The sequence below is a fragment of the Sphingomonas sp. genome (assembly GCF_035910975.1).
Taxonomy (GTDB): Bacteria; Pseudomonadota; Alphaproteobacteria; order Sphingomonadales; family Sphingomonadaceae; genus Sphingomonas.
Genome location: NZ_JAMHWM010000007.1, coordinates 100,082 through 117,369, shown reverse-complemented (window position 1 = coordinate 117,369; position 17,288 = coordinate 100,082). Strand labels below are relative to the sequence as shown.

The 17,288-nt window shown below is 63.5% G+C and carries 16 protein-coding genes; 9 read left to right on the top strand and 7 right to left on the bottom strand.

Annotation, left to right across the window (positions count from 1 at the left end):
• Positions 1-200: 200 nt before the first annotated feature.
• From VYI76_RS02160 to VYI76_RS02140, 5 genes are all read right to left on the bottom strand, one after another.
• Entirely contained in the window at positions 201-1,553 is a 1,353-nt protein-coding gene (locus VYI76_RS02160; RefSeq protein WP_326523128.1) for a DGQHR domain-containing protein, read from the bottom strand.
• 2 nt (positions 1,554-1,555) lie between these two features.
• The gene (locus VYI76_RS02155; RefSeq protein WP_326523127.1) at positions 1,556-2,092 is read right to left on the bottom strand and encodes a hypothetical protein; all 537 of its coding nucleotides are present in this window, start codon (positions 2,090-2,092) and stop codon (positions 1,556-1,558) included.
• 116 nt (positions 2,093-2,208) lie between these two features.
• Positions 2,209-2,946, bottom strand: a complete 738-nt coding sequence (locus VYI76_RS02150) for a hypothetical protein (RefSeq protein ID WP_326523126.1) — start codon at positions 2,944-2,946, stop codon at positions 2,209-2,211.
• 108 nt (positions 2,947-3,054) lie between these two features.
• Complete coding sequence (locus VYI76_RS02145) at positions 3,055-4,671, bottom strand: hypothetical protein (protein ID WP_326523125.1); 1,617 nt, start codon at positions 4,669-4,671, stop codon at positions 3,055-3,057.
• Positions 4,672-4,689: 18 nt separating this feature from the next.
• Positions 4,690-4,947 (bottom strand): hypothetical protein, encoded by a 258-nt coding sequence (locus tag VYI76_RS02140; RefSeq protein WP_326523124.1) that lies wholly within the window; start codon positions 4,945-4,947, stop codon positions 4,690-4,692.
• Positions 4,948-5,206: 259 nt separating this feature from the next.
• Here VYI76_RS02140 and VYI76_RS02135 point away from each other — a divergent pair, with 259 nt between their 5' ends.
• From VYI76_RS02135 to VYI76_RS02125, 3 genes are all read left to right on the top strand, one after another.
• Positions 5,207-5,977, top strand: a complete 771-nt coding sequence (locus tag VYI76_RS02135) for a type IV toxin-antitoxin system AbiEi family antitoxin domain-containing protein (RefSeq protein WP_326523123.1) — start codon at positions 5,207-5,209, stop codon at positions 5,975-5,977.
• Positions 5,925-6,890, top strand: coding sequence for a nucleotidyl transferase AbiEii/AbiGii toxin family protein (locus VYI76_RS02130; RefSeq protein WP_326523208.1), 966 nt, complete (start codon positions 5,925-5,927; stop codon positions 6,888-6,890). Before VYI76_RS02135 ends, VYI76_RS02130 begins: the two co-directional genes overlap by 53 nt.
• 329 nt (positions 6,891-7,219) lie before the next feature.
• Complete coding sequence (locus tag VYI76_RS02125) at positions 7,220-8,188, top strand: tyrosine-type recombinase/integrase (RefSeq protein WP_326523122.1); 969 nt, start codon at positions 7,220-7,222, stop codon at positions 8,186-8,188.
• 513 nt (positions 8,189-8,701) lie between these two features.
• Here the strand turns inward: VYI76_RS02125 and VYI76_RS16795 are convergent.
• Positions 8,702-8,935, bottom strand: coding sequence for a DCL family protein (locus VYI76_RS16795; protein WP_443018884.1), 234 nt, complete (start codon positions 8,933-8,935; stop codon positions 8,702-8,704).
• 173 nt (positions 8,936-9,108) lie between these two features.
• Here VYI76_RS16795 and VYI76_RS02120 point away from each other — a divergent pair, with 173 nt between their 5' ends.
• The 5 genes from VYI76_RS02120 to VYI76_RS02100 all read left to right on the top strand — a co-directional run bounded on the left by VYI76_RS02120 (position 9,109) and on the right by VYI76_RS02100 (position 11,040).
• Positions 9,109-9,381, top strand: coding sequence for a BrnT family toxin (locus VYI76_RS02120; protein WP_326523121.1), 273 nt, complete (start codon positions 9,109-9,111; stop codon positions 9,379-9,381).
• On the top strand, positions 9,341-9,646 hold the full coding sequence (locus VYI76_RS02115) for a BrnA antitoxin family protein (RefSeq protein ID WP_326523120.1): 306 nt from the start codon (positions 9,341-9,343) through the stop codon (positions 9,644-9,646). Before VYI76_RS02120 ends, VYI76_RS02115 begins: the two co-directional genes overlap by 41 nt.
• A 135-nt stretch (positions 9,647-9,781) precedes the next feature.
• The gene (locus VYI76_RS02110) at positions 9,782-10,015 is read left to right on the top strand and encodes a DUF433 domain-containing protein (RefSeq protein ID WP_326523119.1); all 234 of its coding nucleotides are present in this window, start codon (positions 9,782-9,784) and stop codon (positions 10,013-10,015) included.
• Entirely contained in the window at positions 10,012-10,335 is a 324-nt protein-coding gene (locus VYI76_RS02105) for a DUF5615 family PIN-like protein (RefSeq protein WP_326523118.1), read from the top strand. Before VYI76_RS02110 ends, VYI76_RS02105 begins: the two co-directional genes overlap by 4 nt.
• A gap of 90 nt (positions 10,336-10,425) precedes the next feature.
• Positions 10,426-11,040 (top strand): RDD family protein, encoded by a 615-nt coding sequence (locus VYI76_RS02100; protein ID WP_326523117.1) that lies wholly within the window; start codon positions 10,426-10,428, stop codon positions 11,038-11,040.
• A gap of 121 nt (positions 11,041-11,161) precedes the next feature.
• Here the strand turns inward: VYI76_RS02100 and uvrA are convergent, their stop codons facing one another.
• Positions 11,162-14,179: an excinuclease ABC subunit UvrA gene (gene uvrA, locus VYI76_RS02095; RefSeq protein WP_326523116.1), complete on the bottom strand. Its 3,018-nt coding sequence runs from the start codon at positions 14,177-14,179 to the stop codon at positions 11,162-11,164.
• A gap of 289 nt (positions 14,180-14,468) precedes the next feature.
• Between uvrA and VYI76_RS02090 the strand changes: the two genes are divergently transcribed.
• On the top strand, positions 14,469-17,288 hold the full coding sequence (locus tag VYI76_RS02090) for a M10 family metallopeptidase C-terminal domain-containing protein (RefSeq protein ID WP_326523115.1): 2,820 nt from the start codon (positions 14,469-14,471) through the stop codon (positions 17,286-17,288).

Below are 17,288 nucleotides of genomic sequence, written 5' to 3'. Positions count from 1 at the left end.
GGCGCTCCGCTGTCGATATCACTCGCTTCAGCGCTTGCAATTCTGTTTCCGCCAAATCTTAGCGGTTGCAGACCATTAAGCGAACGCTGCGGGCAGGTGGTATCGGTAAACATGGGAACCTGCGCCGTAGTTCCGAAGCCCCGATTTACAACAGACCGATATTACTAACCATCTTTGATCCCAGCGCATTCTAATCATGCTTAGAGAAATTGCTCATCTCCCGGAGGCAATTCATTCGCACTGAGGAGGCCCATTCGCACGCGAATGATACGCCGGATCGCCGTGCGGTTTGACCCGGAAGCGTTCTGAAACCTGACGTTGGCGAAATCTACACCGGCCGCGGGCTGCAGTCGTGCGATGAAAGCCTCTTCGGTCATGTCGCCTTCCTCGAACATGGACTTCGCGATCTCGCGATAGATGTCGAACAGCGCCTGCACGCCGACCGTTTTCCTGATGAAGGAACTGGGCGGCGCTTCAGCCCAGAAGAGGGTGTCGCATGCGTTCAGAAAATTGCGTGTCGCTGCGTACAGGAACGCATCATCTCCCTCGATGTAGACGCTTCGGAGTGGTGGCTTGCTGAGCGGGAGCGCGCTGCGTTTGGTGGCAGCGGTCTTTTTAAGCTTGTTGGCATCCTCTTTCGGATTGGAGCTGATCAGACGGACAATGCCGCCCACGATCACCGCGAAAGAGATCTTCATCGTTGATTTGGCGATCGCGGCGGCCGAGGCGAAATCGTTGACCGGTGCCACGGCGACCCGGCCCTTCATCTTCGAATCGGGGTCGGTCGCGATGCGCCGGGCCAGGAAGACGGCGAGCTTTTCGGGGCTCCACTGATCCTCGGGCTCGTCCGCGAGATTATAGCCGAACAATTCGTAGGTGAGGCTCTTGTCGACCGCCTTCTGGTTCGAATTGATCGTCGCAAAGATCTGCGCCTGCATCGATTTCGGCAGATCGATGAATACGGAGCATAGCAAGCGATCGTCGAGCCGCGCCGGGTCGGCTCTCGCAAAGGCGAACAGGCGGTGCTGGCCGTCAATGACCGCGGCAAGCTTCTCGCTGGTCGGAATGGTCAGGAAATATTCTTCACCCTCTACAGCAATCTCTAGTCCGGCATCGGCTACCGCGTTCGCCTCGGCTCCGGCTTGGGGGCCTTCAGCGGCTTGGGGCGGCGGCACCTGCTCGATCGACCAGCGCTTGGCGAGCTCGGCTTGCTCCTCCGCTTCGTCTCCCTGCTCGTCATCGTCGACATCGATATCGCCTTCGATGCGTGTCGACGTGCTGTGCATGTTCGCGGCGAGAATGATCGAGTTCGGAAAGCTGGCATCGACGCGATTGATGTAGCGCGCGATCGCGTCCAGCCGGCGCGGGTCCGACAGTCGCTGCGCGCCATCGACGTCATAGCCCCCAGTCAGCTGGTTCAGCTTGGCGCTGACCACATCGCTGAACGCCACGTCGAGGAGCGTGCGCGCCGTCAGGACCACGGCGAAGAAGGTGCCGACGGGTTGGTCGACACGCAGGGCGGGCACCCGGAGCGGATAGACGGTCTGGGCCATCGCTAAACCTTCACGGCCGTCGTAGGAGACCCAAGCGGCCGCATCGGGTTTCCACCGGTGGAGGCGTCGTCACGGACCTCATCCTGGAAGATATCGTCTTCGCCATTGGCGAGCACCCACGCCAAAATGGCTGGTATGAGACAAATGAGACCCCCGACCAGCGTGCCGGTCTGATGCGCCTCGCCGAAAACCATCAGATACATCGCGAAGATCATTACGACCGTGAACAGAATAACAGCGGTGACGATGCAGAGCTTGTCCCGGCTATAAAGCATTTGCATTGCGGCCGGGCCCCCGATCGCAAGGCCCGCCGTCGCAAGCGCGAGCTGCAACGGGTGAAGATCAGGAAGAGACTTTGGCGCAGGGGAGATGAATGCGTATCGATAAAACTCGATCCAGACTGCTAGGCCGCCGAGCAGCACGATGCCGACGGCCAGGAATGTCCAGAAGGAAATCTGTGCTTTGGGCCGATTCCAACGTCGATACAGCACTTGCCAAGCGGGCGGAACCGATATCCCGCGATCGACATCCTCTTCCAAAGGCCCCTCCCATTCTCGCCCCCGCACTTGGCGTCAAAGCTAGCCGACTTGTCGGGTAATTGAAACGACTCCGAAAAGATCGGACTTTAGGTGGCAACGGCCGATCATCGCGGGCTCTACATCCTGGGCCAAGCCTCCACGCCACCCAATGCGACATGCGCGGGCAATGAGGGCGGGCCAATCCGCATGCGACCGTCGAACCCCAGCGGTACGCCTGGGATGTGCGGCAGCAGCGCTGCTACGCGGCTCGTCCGAATCCCGCTCGTCCGGGTGATGAGCAAGCTGAACATGAAGGAATTGATCATCACGCAGCGCGTGACGAGGAGGTCGCTGACGTCGACGCCGGGAATCTGCAGTGGCCCGCACCGCGCCATATGCGGATAGACCTTTTTTGTGGTGCCAGTTTCCGGGTTCATCATAAGCGATGGCGAGATCGTCGCTACATAGGCAGCTACGAACGCCGGCGAGCACGGATATTCGGTCAGGATCGTCTCGCGATAGCGGCCGAGGAGCGCGACGTCCTGGCCAGTCGACCGCGCGGAATTGAACGAGATCTTCAACAGCCAGCGCATCAGCAGGCCATAGTCGTAGGTGAAGGGGACGGTGGCGCCGACCTCGACGAACTTGGAGAAGCGCCGATCGAACAGTTCGCAGGCATGCGCATCGAGCGCGCTCAGCGGGCCGTTGTTGCACTTGGCGCATACGTCCGAAATGGTGAGATCGCCGGCAAAAGTTTTGTTTGCCTTGGCCGAGAATTTGACCCCGAAATCGCCGCGCCTCAGGAAGCCGTTCGGCCAGATATGTTCCTTGGTGAGCGGCGGCGGCGCGTCGCAATAGGCACAGATCTTCGCCATTGCTCTATGGTGTGCGCCGGTCTGGATGCCGGGCGCGACAGCTCATGCCAGATGAAGAACGCGCGCGGTGACCATCGCGTTGAATGCACGACGCGCGCATTTCATCCCCTATGAAGCCGGCGGTGCCGCAGTCGTCTCGTCCTCGTCGCTCGCTGGCTGTTCCGTGCTGTCTTCGGCCAGCTTCCACCGCTGGTAATAGGCCACCAGAAAATCCTCGAGCGTGCGGGGCTTGGGAATCTCCTCGCGGATCAGTTCGAAGCCCCGGACCGCGTAGCGGCTGAGGAGCTTGGTGCCTTCCTCTTTGAGCTGAGTGCCGCCATTGCCGACCTCGATCAGATTGCGGATCTCGCGCTGGATCGCCTCCTTGGTGGTAGGAATACCCTGCCGGCGCATCTCGGCCTCGACGGGCTCGCTCCTGACGAGTCGATCCATATCGTGGAATCCTGGCCGTAAGCCCCCCGGGCTCAAAGCCACCATCCACAGCAACCGACGTTCCGCGACGCTCAAGAGCGAATAGGCCAGGTCAAGACAGTGAACCAGCGACGACCGTTCCGAATGCTGCCGACGCCGCGGCACGGAAACGGCCTCGGCGCCGAGACGGTCCAGCCGTTCGACAACACCGTCGGCGTTGCCGAAATGACGGATCAAGGCAGCCAGGATACGAAGCGTTAGCGGATGCCCGTCTGCGAACTGCAGCAATTTCGTGGTAGCCGGTTGAAGTGAACTGTCGCCGGCGTGAGCCTCAAGCAGACCGATCGAAGCTTGGTCGTCCAGCGGGCCGAGCCGCAGCTCCCGATCGAATCGTAGCCAAGGAACGCTCACCTGCGAGGTGACAAGGATCAGTGTATCGGTGCAGTCCGCGAGCAGGCGCTCAAGTAGATCAGCCACCTCGTCCTGATCTCGGCCAAGCCGCTCGATTCCATCGAACACCACGCACGCGCGTGCCTCGTCGAGAAGAGGTCTCCCATCCTCGAACGCGATGCCGGCTCCTCGGGCTTGGGCAACGAGCGCATCTGCCACTGTGGACGAGCCGCTGAGGATATCCACGCCGATCCAGACGATGGGGCGCTCGTCAATGGCAGTCCGCAGAGCATGCAGGGCGAGCTGTGTCTTCCCAATGCCGCCCATGCCCAAGATCGACAGGCTTTCACCCGAGCGGAGAGCGTCGATCGCTTCCGACAGTTCCGCGTCGCGACCGAGGAACTGCGGCGTCATCGGCGGCGCAGCAGCAATGGGCCAATAGGATTTGCGCGTCCCGGCTATTCGTCTTTGCACGCGGTCCACCGCACCCGCCTTGATGCGCTGGATCTCGCTGCGCAGGATGGCGCCGGTATCGTATTTTCCGTGGCAGTTGCCGCACAACCGAAGCAAGTTGTGATGGTGGTTCGATCGACTGGTTTCCCAGCCGACTATGTGCGCGTCGTGCAGCGGCGCGCCTTCTCCGCAGCGCGCGCACATTCCGCCCGCTTCGATCTTGAGATAATCACGCACGCCCTTCGGTATCGGCGCCCGAGTGCCGTCAGGTGAGGGCCATGGCTCCCGGAGGTAGGTGTCGTAAGCTTCGAGCTCGTCCCTGCTGAATCGCGTAGCGGCCAAGCCGTCGGCGGTCGGAAGCGTTCCGCCGTCACGTCCCTTTGCGCCGTATCTGACGTAATAGAACAGCAACTCGGGCGTGATCTTGAGGTAGAGGCTTGCCTCCCTGGCATCCAAGATGGACGAACTCATCACGCAGCCAATAGCTGGCTAGACGCGGCAGTGGGTACGATTCTGCTCGACCGTCGCATGTTCCACGAGACGATCGATGACCGTGTCGAGCTGCGCGGCGGTCTTCGGCCAGATTGGCTCTGCATGATTCAGCTGGATGTACCGGCCCATCTCTTCAGGAGAAAAGTCCGGAAGATGCACGACCTCACTGAGAGCAGCCCGGAATCGCCGCTCATCGAGTGCGTGTGATGTGTCCCAGGTCGGCAATTTGCAGAAACTGTCGAAACCTTCGTACATTTGTGTTCTCCATCAAGCTCACTTAGTAGAACATAAATCGAACGAAGTGAAGGCGGAAGAGACTCGACAGGCGCGGTCTCAGCCGACCATGCGCACTCACAAAGCCGGCCGCCATGTGGCGAGTCCTGTGCGCCTAAGGGATCTGTTTCTCGCGCGTGGGACATTGAAATATATACCTGTAATATATCATGGGCATTGATGAGGCACGGATTTCGAGGCTAACCTTGACTTTCATTGAAAATTATGCCAGAAATATGCTATGAGCCTACCACGGTCAGAAAAATTAAGGTCGATGCTCGATGCGTGGGAGCCACGCAGCGTCGCGACCAGCGCCTATCTCAAGACCCTCGGAATAACGTCGCAAGACATTCAGAATTATACGTCATCGCGCTGGCTGACGTCGCTCGGCCGCGGCGCCTTTAAACGTCCGGCGGAGACGGTGGCTTGGCAGGGCGCGCTGCACAGCCTGCAGACCCAGCTACGGCTGCCGGTCCATGTAGGGGCGCTGACCGCGCTCGAGATGTCGGGCAACAGCCATTATGTCCGGTTCGCTAACACCAAGGTCTATCTGTTCTCACCGCTCAACGTCGCGCTGCCGCTCTGGTTCAGAACCCACTGGGGCGATGATGTCCGGCATGTTCAGACCAAGCTTCTGCCTCCCGGCCTTGGGCTAACAGAGCAGCAGGTGTCCGAAGGCTTTGCGTTGAAAACATCCGGCGTGGAACGCGCGGCCCTGGAGCTGCTGCATCTCGCCCCGAAAGAGTTCGACCTCGTCGAGGCCGGAATGATCATCGAGAGCATGACCTCGATACGGCCTAAGCTCATGCAGAGCCTGCTGGAGCAATGCGCCTCCATCAAGGTATGCAGGCTGTTCCTCTACCTTGCAGAGCGGGCCAACTTGCCGGTGATGCGGCATCTCGACCTTGACCGGATCGATCTTGGGACTGGCGACCGCAGCCTCGTGCCGAACGGGCGCTATGTCGCGAAATACCAGCTTCTGCTTCCAAAGGATTTGGTCGATCATGGCTGAGCCTTATCGCGACCAAGTCCGGTTACTTCTCGATATCCTGCCGCTGGTGATGGCGGAGCCGGCCTTCGCGCTTAAGGGCGGCACCGCCATCAATCTGTTTGAATGGGATCTACCGCGCCTGTCGGTCGATATCGACCTGACTTATCTCCCCAACAACGACCGCAAGGAGTCGCTCGCCGCGATCGGCGAAGCCTTGGCGCGCATAGGTGCGGAGATCGAGCATCGGTTGCCGCCGACCCGTGTCACCCAGGCGCGACAGGGCGACGAGCGCATGGAGGTGAAGCTCAATTGCCAGCGCGTCCGCACGCAGGTGAAGATCGAGGTCAATCCATCGCTCCGGGGTTACCTGTTCCCGGTGCGCGACCTAGCCTGCTCCGACAAGGTGCAGGAACAATTCGAAGCCTTTGTAGAGGCGCGGTGCGTGTCACACGGCGAGTTGTTCGGCGGAAAGATCTGCGCGGCGCTTGATCGACAGCATCCCCGCGACCTGTTCGACGTCAGGCGTCTGCTCGACAGGGAAGGCCTGACGGACGAGGTTCGCCTGGGCGCGATCGCCGGCTTCGTCAGCCACGGCCGCCCCATCGCCGAACTCGTCGATCCTGTGCGCAAGGATCAGCGTGAAGCCTTTCGGTCCCAGTTCGCAGGCATGCCGTTCGAGCCTTTCACCTACGACGATCACCAGGCAACGCTCGAGCGACTGATCAGCGCGCTTAGCGGATCGTTCACCGATAACGATCGCGCCTTTCTTCTGACCTTCGAGGCCGGCGATCCGGACTGGAGCCGCTTTCCGATCGCAGCGCTGGCCGAGTTGCCCGCGCCGCAGTTCAAACTGATGAACATCCGCAAATTTCGCGAAGCCAGCCCGGAGCGCCACAAGGCGGGCCTAGGCGCGCTGGAGAAGGCGCTGACATAGTGCCTGCCTGCCCGCTTATCTGTCCGAAACTTGTAGGTGTATTTCGGACAAAGCACCAATCAGCCGGATGCCCAGAAGGACTCGAACCGACCCGTCCATTTACGTCCAGCCTTTTCCACGAATCCAGATCGTGCTATTGATGGCTCCGGCGACTTCTCAAGTCTATGATTTGATTGAGAAATCAATCGCTTAGGTGCTTTTCCAGACAGCTCTTCTGGCACCACTTTCTGGCGCTAAGTGCGTCCAGCAAAGTCCAGCAAGCGACTGGTTTAACAGCATTTTTAGACCGAGAATCGCCAGGCACCGTCCGGCGAAATCCGGCTAAGGGCATGTGCAGCGACCACAAAATGCTGCCCTTTTTGTTGCCCTCGGATCGACCCGGCTTTGCTGGGAAAACGACCATGCTGACTTACATTCAGATCAATGCCGCCAAGCCGAGAGCGAAGGCTGGGAACCTTTCCGATTCTCAAAACCTCTATCTCGTCATCCAGCCCAACGGCTCGAAGCTGTGGCGCTTCAACTACCGTTTTCTGGACAAACAGAAGAAGCTTCATCTTGGTGGGTGGCCGACCATAAGCCTCGCGGAGGCGCGAGTCCGGCGCGACGAAGCCAAGAAGAAGATTGCCGAGGGGATCGACCCGGCGCTGGAGAAGAAGCGCGCCCGGATCGCTGCCAAATACGCCGCTGCCAACACCTTCCAGGCGGTCGCCGAGGAATGGCTTGTCAAATGCGAGCGGGACGGTCTCGCGCCAGTGACCGTCGATAAAATCCGCTGGTTGCTCGCTAAGGCCTATCCATTGATCGGCACGATCCCAATCGCCCAGATCACGCCGCATGAGGCGCTCGCCGTACTTCGGAAGGTCGAGGCGACCGGCGCCTACGAGAGCGCACGGCGCATGCGCAGCGTCCTGAGCCGTGTGTTCCGCTATGGCGTGGCGACCGTTCGGTGCGACAAGGATGTCGCCGCCGACCTTCGCGGCGCGATCGCCGTGCCCAAGGTCAAGCATTTTGCGGCCATCACGCGGCCGTCCGAGGTCGGCGCTCTGCTTCGGGCCATTGACGGCTACGGCGGCCACAAGGTCACCGTCATGGCAATGCGTCTCTCCCCGCACGTGCTGCTTCGCCCGGGCGAGTTGCGGCAGGCGGAATTGCCAGCGGCCATTTCGGCGAGGATCATGCCAACCCGACGTTCCGCATCGTCGATCCCGCGCCTGCTCCCTCGGGCACGAAAGCCAAGCCCAACAACCATCCTGGCGCCTAGCCACTCATCTCGGTGTTCGTTATCCGAGATGGCATGAAATAGCTGGTGTGATCGCTGGAGAAAATCATGCTTAACTCCGTTATCGCGCAGAGAAAGGTCCCTACACGCAATGGCGCCGTCGTTAATGACAAGCGTTCTGTAGTGGCGATCGCTATGTTCAGCGACGATCCGGTGAAACATCCGAAGCCGGGTAACTGCCGCCTTCGCACGCGGATCGATTGGGTTTAGTTCGGCATCGGCGATCATCGAGCCGTAACCAAGCAGGTCAACCCATGCAGTCGCGGAAACGCAAAATGGGAGCCCACCGGCTCGAGAGCGAGAGATCGTGGCCGGTTTTTTCGAGGCGATTTGCTCATAAATTATCCTAACTGGCATAATCGCTACTCTGGCTGGGACCCTCCAGCCTGACAAATTTTGGTATTAAACGCCCGCAGCGCTGTGTTGAGAATTGAGGCAGCATCGCCGATCATTCCATCACGGGTGGCTTCATGAATTCCGTGATCGGCCAGCGAGCGCGGCGCACTAAATGCTAAGCCCCGAATGTCGAGAGTCAGCTGGGGCGGACGTTGCCGCAAACGCAAGCCCGATGAGCGAATTTTTCGCTGGTTCCGTCGGTCCGATTCACCCAGAAGCACTTAGTGCCATAATCAGCGGTCCTAACGCTGAAACCAGCGATGCCTGAGCCGATCTTCTCATCGCCCTCTGGGTGCGGAGCCAACGCTGCAATCAGGACCTTTGAGTCTTCCTCGCTCACTTTGTCTCGGACATCATACTTGTGCAGCATGGCGTTAAGGTGGGCAACAGCATCGCCTTTTTTGGCGAAGTGCAGACGCGATTGAGGTTTACTGAGTCAGGTATATCAGTGCCCAACTTTGGAAGTTCCATATTTGTTCTTGCGTGGAGCGGTGGTAGCTTGCAGGCTGCACTTGACTTGGCACTTTATGGAGTTCCATAAAGGTGGAGATCAGCTTCGATCCGGTCAAACGGGCGCTGACGCTGGCGGATCGCGGCCTGGATTTCGCCGACGCCGCGAAGGTGTTCGACGGGCCGGTATTCGAGTTCGAGGATGACCGGACGGTATATCCGGAGCCGCGAATCATCACCTATGGCTTGCTCGGCGAACGGTTGGTGGCGGTGATCTGGACCGAGACGACGATGGGTCGTCGGGTGATTTCGATGAGGAAGGCCAATGACCGAGAATACGCCAAATACCGGGGGCGCCTGGCTTGATCCGGCGGACGATGCGCCCGAACTGACCGACGAGATGCTCGACATCGCCGAGTTCTCGATCGGCGGGAAGGTCATCCGGCCGGCGACCGGCTATCTCGGCCCCAACGGCGTGGTGCGCGGCCGCCCGCCGATGCGCGGACGCGCCAAGCAGCAGGTGACGCTGCGGCTCGACCCGGACGTGATCGCGAAGTTCCGGGAGGACGGGCCGGGGTGGCAGGGGCGGATCAACGAGGCGCTGCGGAAGGCGGTGGGGTTGGCGGGTTAGGGCGCTGTCACCGTAAATTCCCAGCAACTCCGGCCTGCGCCGGGGCAGGCTCGCGGCTTTGTCGCGGCGGGCGATTAAAGTACCCGCTCGCTCACGGAAATTGACCGAAACGGAGAATCGCCCCATCCCGCCGATATGACGCTCGACGGCCACCCACGCATCTCGATCGACCCAGCGATCTGCGGCGGCCGGCCGACCGTGGCGGGGACGCGGATGCGGATCAGCGATGTGCTGGAAGCGCTGGCGGGCGGCGCGAGCGCGCAGGAGATCGCCGCCGACTTCCCCTATGTCAGCGAAGCCGACGTGCGCGCGGTGCTGGCCTATGCGGCCGGGCTGGCTGATCACCCGGTCGTCATCGCCGCCGAATGAACTTCCTGATCGACGCGCAACTGTCGCTGGCGCTGGTGCCGTGTGTGCGCGAGCGCGGGCATGAGGCGGCGCATGTCGTGGATATCGGAATGGTCTCGGCGAGCGACAGCGCGATCGCAACGCGCGTGGAGGCGGACGGTGCGATCCTGGTCAGCAATGACGAGGATTTCGTGACGCTGCGGCTGCCTGATCGCTTCGCGCTGCGGTGGCTGCGGTGCGGGAATACGACCAACCGCGCATTGGCGGCGTGGCTGGAGTCAAGATGGGAGCAGATTGAGCGGCTGCTGGCGGCGGGTGAGCGGTTCGTGGAGGTGCGATGACGCTGCGGTTCGATCCTGACGTGATCGGGAAGCGAACGCACTTCCCGACGCAATGCTTTCGATTAGAGTCGGCGTAAGAAGGGGAGAGCCGTGGACGGCGAAATCTCGGATGCCGCAAGGGCGGAATGGGACCGCGATAGCCATCCGTGGCGGCGCTATGGCGCGCGGATGATCGACGTGATGGTCTTCGGGCAAATCCCGCTGATGGTGGTCGCTTTACTGGTCGGTATCTTTGCGCCGGACCCGGTGTTCGAATTCGTTGTCGAGGAATCGCGCTGGAAGAGCATGCTGATCTACGGCCCGCTTATGTGGGCGTTGTCGATTCTCAGCACGGCTGCGCTGATCGCGTGGCGCGGCAGGACAATCGGCAAGTGGATGTTCGGTCTGCGCGTGGTCCCGAACGACGGCGTTCCGACAAGCTACGGACGGGCCTTGCGCCGCGAAGGCTGGCTGTTGATCTGGGGCATCGCGCTGGCAATCCCTTTGCTTAGTCTCGCGGCGCTGATTCGTAGCTATCAGGAAATCGAGACGGGCGAGCGATCGACCTGGGATGAAAAAACCGATCTGGTGGTGGAAGCACGCGCAATCCGGGGGGCGGGGTGGATCGGCGTGATTGTTGGCGGGACGGTGGTACTGGGCTGGCTGACCTGGGGCTTGGTGTCGCGAATTATGGGATCGTTCGCGGACCTGAACCTGGGGCCGTGAACCTGATGCTCGGCGGGAAGGTCGTCTTGCCGGCGACCAGCTTTTTGGTCGCGGGCGGACATCGCGTCGCTGAGACGCGCGAAAAAGCGCAGGCCGGCTTCGAACTCGGGGCGGTAGCCGCTCATTCGGCCGCGACCACGTCCACCGCCTTCAACAACCCCGCCAGATACCGCCCGGTAAAGCTCCCTTCCGCCTTCACCACCTCCTCCGGCGTCCCCTGCGCCACGATCTCCCCGCCCTTGACGCCGCCCTCCGGCCCCAGGTCGAGCACCCAGTCGGCCGTCTTGATGACGTCGAGATTGTGCTCGATCACGACGACCGTATTTCCCTGCTCGACCAGCGCGTGGAGGACTTCCAGCAGCTTGCGGACGTCCTCGAAGTGGAGGCCGGTAGTCGGCTCGTCGAGGATGTAGAGCGTGTTGCCGGTCGCGCGGCGGGAGAGTTCCTTGGCGAGCTTCACGCGCTGCGCCTCGCCGCCCGACAGCGTCGTCGCCTGCTGGCCGACCTTGACGTAGCCCAGGCCGACCTCCGCCAGCATCGCCATCTTGTCGCGGATCGGCGGCACGGCCTTGAAGAACTCGACCGCGTCCTCGACCGTCATGTCGAGCACGTCGGCGATCGAGCGGCCCTTGAACTTCACCTCCAGCGTCTCGCGGTTGTAGCGGGCGCCGTGGCAGACGTCGCACTGGACGTAGACGTCGGGGAGGAAGTGCATCTCGATCTTGAGCACGCCGTCGCCCTGGCACGCCTCGCACCGGCCACCCTTGACGTTGAAGCTGAAGCGGCCGGGCTTGTAGCCGCGCGCCTGCGCCTCGGGCAGGCCGGCGAACCAGTCGCGGATCTGGGTGAAGGCGCCGGTGTAGGTCGCGGGGTTCGAGCGCGGGGTGCGGCCGATCGGCGACTGATCGATGTCGATCACCTTGTCGAGATGCTGGAGGCCGGTGATGCGGTCATGCTTGCCCGAGAGGATGCGCGCGCCGTTCAGTTCGCGCGCGGCGGCGGCGTAGAGCGTGTCGATGGTGAAGCTCGACTTGCCTGAGCCCGACACGCCCGTGATGCAGGTAAAGGTGCCGAGCGGGAGCGACGCGGTGACGCCCTTCAGATTGTTGGCGGTGGCGTTCTCGACCGTGAGCTTGCGGCCGTTGCCCTTGCGGCGGGCGGCGGGGAGCGGGACCTGGCGGCGGCCGGCGAGATAATCGGCGGTGATGCTGTCGGGGCTGGCCAGCACCTGATCGAACGTCCCGTGGGCGACGATTTCACCGCCGTGGACGCCGGCGCCGGGGCCCATGTCGATGACGTAGTCGGCGGTACGGATCGCGTCCTCGTCATGTTCGACGACCAGCACGGTGTTGCCGAGATCGCGCAGGCGCCGCAGCGTCTTGAGCAGCATGTCGTTGTCGCGCTGGTGGAGGCCGATCGAGGGCTCGTCGAGGACGTAGAGCACGCCTGAGAGGCCCGAGCCGATCTGCGAGGCGAGGCGGATGCGCTGCGATTCGCCGCCGGAGAGGGTGCCGGAGGTGCGATCGAGGTTGAGGTAGTCGAGGCCGACGTTGTTGAGGAAGCCGAGCCGCTCGTCGATTTCCTTGAGGATCGCGCGGGCGATCTCCGCCTGTTGCGGCGTGAAGCTGGCGGGGATCGACTTGAACCAGGCGAGCGCGTCGACGACCGACAGGCGGGTGGCGTGGCTGATGTCCTGGCCGGCGATCTTGACCGCGCGCGCCTCGGGCTTGAGGCGGGCGCCGTGGCAGGTCTCGCAGGGTTGCGACGACTGGTATTTGGACAGCTCCTCGCGCATCCACGCGCTTTCCGTGGAGAGCATGCGGCGATTGAGGTTGCCGATCACGCCCTCGAACGGCTTCTTCACGTCATAGGACTTGCGGCCGTCGACGAAGGTGAGCGTGACGGGCTTGCCGCCGGTGCCGTGCAGGACGATCAGTCGCACCTCGCCGGGCAGGTCGCTCCACGGCGTTTCCAGGCTGAAGCCGAACTCGCGCGCGAGGCTGCCCAGTACCTGCATGTAATAGGGGCTGGGCGGATTGGATTTCGCCCAGGGGACGACCGCGCCCTTCTTGATGCTGAGCGCGTGGTTGGGGACGACGAGATCCTCGTCGAACACCAGTTTTTCGCCTAGCCCGTCGCAGGCCGGGCAGGCACCCTGGGGGGCGTTGAACGAGAACAGGCGCGGTTCGATCTCGGGAATGGTGAAGCCCGAGACGGGGCAGGCGAATTTTTCGGAGAAGACGATACGGTTCGCGGGGACGGAAGCGCCTTTCATTCCGCTAGCCCTCTCCCCTTCAGGGGAGAGGGTTGGGAGAGGGGCGGTGCCGCGGGCATTGGTCTCGGTGAGACCCCGCCCCCTCTCCCCGACCCTCTCCCCTGAAGGGGAGAGGGAGAGAGAAAGCGCCTCCGCCACCGTGGTGTCGACCAGATCGACATAGGCGAGCCCCTCGGCGAGCTTCAGCGCGGTCTCGAAGCTTTCGGCGAGGCGGGTGGCCTGGTCGGCGTTGACGACGATGCGATCGACGACGACTTCGATGTCGTGCCTGTACTTCTTGTCGAGCGCGGGCGCCTCGTCGATGTCGTGGAGTTCGCCGTTGACGCGCACGCGGCTGAAGCCGGCCTTCTGCCATTCGGCGAGTTCCTTGCGATACTCGCCCTTGCGCCCGCGCACGACGGGGGCGAGCAGGTAGAGGCGGGTCCCTTCCGGCAGCGCCATCACGCGGTCGACCATCTGGCTGACCGTCTGCGCACTGATCGGTTCCCCCGTCACGGGCGAATAGGGTACGCCGACGCGCGCCCACAGCAGCCGCATGTAATCGTAGATCTCGGTGACCGTCGCGACGGTGGAACGCGGGTTGCGGCTGGTGGTCTTCTGTTCGATCGAGATGGCGGGGGACAGCCCCTCGATATGATCGACGTCGGGCTTCTGCATCAGTTCCAGGAACTGGCGGGCATAGGCCGACAGGCTCTCGACATAGCGGCGCTGCCCCTCGGCATAGATGGTGTCGAACGCGAGGCTGGACTTGCCCGACCCGGACAGCCCGGTGATGACCGTCAGCGTATCGCGCGGAATGTCGATATCGACGCCCTTGAGATTATGCTCGCGCGCGCCGCGCACGGAGATGTGGGTGAGGCTCATGGGGCGGCATGTTCCATATTTGTTCGGATGGGGCAAGCGAGGACGGCGGTGCAACGCGCCAGATGGGAAAGGGTGACGCGGGCGGCAAGGTGGGTTGGGTGACGATGGTTCCGCGGCGGCTCGGCATGGACACGCGGCGTCGCATAGAATTTCGCGCGAAGGCTTGCCGAAGGCCACTGCGGCCGGATGAAATCCGGGCCAGCATTTCCCCAATCTTCTCAACCCGTTCACGATCGGGTAAGGAGTTTGCGCGCAGGGGCGGGACCGTTCAGTCGCGGGGTGGGTCGGCATGGCAAACGTAACGCTCTCGCTCGCCGAGATCACCGCGGCGCTGACGCGCGCGGGGATCCGGCTGGGCGGTTCGCAGTTCACCTTTTCGCTGCCGACCGCGGCGAGCCTGTGGCCGGGCTATGCGGCGGGGACCGAGCCGTTTTCGACCTACAGCATCGTCACGCCCGAGCAGGCGGCGGCGTTCCGCGCGGCGCTGGCGGCGTGGGACGAGCTGATCGCGCCCGATTTCACCGAAGTGGCCGACAATGCCGCCGGCCGGGGCGAGGTGCGCGTCGCCTTCACCAGCCACGACATGGCGAACGACACCGCCGCCTATGCCTATTCGGGCAGCCCGCAGGCGCCCGGCGGCAAGACCGGCGACGTGTGGATCAACGCCGACATGCGCGGCGAAAGCTTCGCGACCGGCACCTACAATTACGAAGTGCTGGTGCACGAACTGGGCCATGTGATGGGCCTGACGCACAGTTTCGGCACGCCGCCGATCCCCGCGCCGTTCGAGAACACGCGCTATACCGTGATGTCCTATACCGAGGCGGCGGCGAGCATCGTGGTGACGTTCCGCGCCGTGGGCAATTCGATCCGCGCCGACTTCATCCAGGCGGTGGCGATCACGCCGATGGTGCTCGATATCGCGGCGGTGCAGGCGATCTATGGCGCCGACACCAAGACCCGCAGCGGCGACACCGTCTACCGTTTCGATCAGGATGCGGCGACGTTCCAGTCGATCTACGACGCCGGGGGCATCGACACGATCGACCTGTCGAACTTCACCCGGCCCAACATCGTCGACCTGACGCCCGGCGGCTATTCGACGATCGGGCTGTGGAGCATCGAGGCGCAGACCGCCTATTGGGTGGCGCGCTTCCCGTCGTTCCAGGCGTTCATCCAGTCGACCCTGCAGGCGCCCGACACCTTCACCCGTACCGACAATCTGGGCATCGCGCTGGGCACGTTGATCGAGAATGTGACCGGCGGATCGGCGGCGGACCGCATTACCGGCAATGACGCCGCCAACCGGCTGATGGGGATGGACGGCGACGACACACTGATGGGCGGCGCGGGCGACGACTGGCTCTACGGCGGCAACGGCGGCGACGTGATCGAAGGCGGCGACGGAGACGACGTGATCGAAGGCGGCGCGGGCGGCGACCGGCTGACCGGCGGCGCGGGCGCCGACATCTTCGTGTTCCGCGAAGCGCGCGACGGCGACGTCATCACCGATTTCTCGATGTCCGAGGATTTCATCGACCTCGACGGACGACAGTTCACCACGCTGACCTATGGGCCGAGTGGCTTGGTCATGCAATATAACGGTGGCCTGCTGCGACTGGACGGCGTCAGCGGATATACGCTCGCCGAGGTCAACGCGCGGCTCGTCACCCCGGTGCCGGCAGGCCCCGCCCCGATCGCGCTATGGCCCGCCGACGGTGACGCGGGGGTGTCGCCGGTGGCCGACATCCGCATCGTCTTTGCTGCCGCGGTGGCGCGCGGATCTGGCACGATCGCGCTGCGCTCGGGCGACGGCACCCCGATCGAAACCTTCGACATCGCGGGCTCCCGCGTCACGATCGCGGGCAATGTCGTGACGATCGATCCGGCGCGCCCTCTCGTGGCCGGGGTGAACTACGTCGTATCGATGACCGCAGGGGCGGTGACGGTGGGCGGCGTCGCCGCGGCGGCGATCAGCAACTATGAGTTTGCGACGGCCGCATCGCCACCCGTCGCCGCGCGGTTCCAGCTGCTGGTGACCGATGCCGCGACGGTTTCGGGCAGCGGGACGGTGTTCGGCATCCGGGGGAGCCTGCAGGACGTGACGGTGCTCGATACGCCGGGGCAGGTGACGTTCGACCCGTCGTTCAACGGCGGGGGCGACCGGGTGCGGCTGGCGGGGGCGGCGGGCGATTATACCGTGTCGCGCAGCGGATCGACGGTGCTGCTCAACGACGGCGACAGCGCGATCGCGATTCCGGTCGGGCCGGCGGCGGTCGACATCCATTTCGCCGACGGGGTGCGCACGCTGATCCTCGACACGGCGGCGGGCGCGGCGAAGCTGGGCGGGCAGGTGATCGGGACCAGCGCCGCGATCGTCACGGCCGCGCCCGGCACGGCGAGCGTGTCGGGCAGCGCGGGCGCGGCGCCGGCGCTGCTCCAGATGATAAAGGACGGATCGGCGACCGCGCACGGCACGGTGACGGTGCTGGGCGCGCGCGACGGGGTGGAGACGGTCGCGGTGGCGAAGGGCGCGAGCGTGGCGTTCGACCCGTCGTTCAACGCCGGACGCGACCGCATCGACCTGTCGGGCGACGCGGCGACGTACAGCGCGGTGCGCAACGGCAGCACGATCGTACTGACGTCGGGCAGCGAGCGGGTGACGATCCCGGTCGGCGTCACCGGCGCGACGATCCGCTTCGACGATGCCGAGCGGGTGCTGGTGTTCGACACCGCGACCCAGACGATGCGGCTGGGCGGGCAGGCGGTGACGGCGGCGGGGGTGCAGGTGGCGGCGGCGGGAACTGCGACCGGCGTCGCGATCGGCGGCAGCCAGAATGCGGCGGACGGCGACTATCGCTACACCCATGCCGGCGATGCGGCGCAGGGCGGGACGATCGCCGGCTTCGGGCGCGGCGACAGCCTGGCGCTGTCGGGCGAGGCGGCGCGCTATGTCTTCGCCGGGCAGGGTGGCGACGTGACGATCAGCTACGTCCGCGCCGACGGCACGCTGGCGACCACCACGCTGACCGGCATCGCCGATCCGGCCGCCTACATCCACGACCGCGCCAGCGCCGAGGCCGCGGCGGGATTCGGGCTGTTCGTGTAA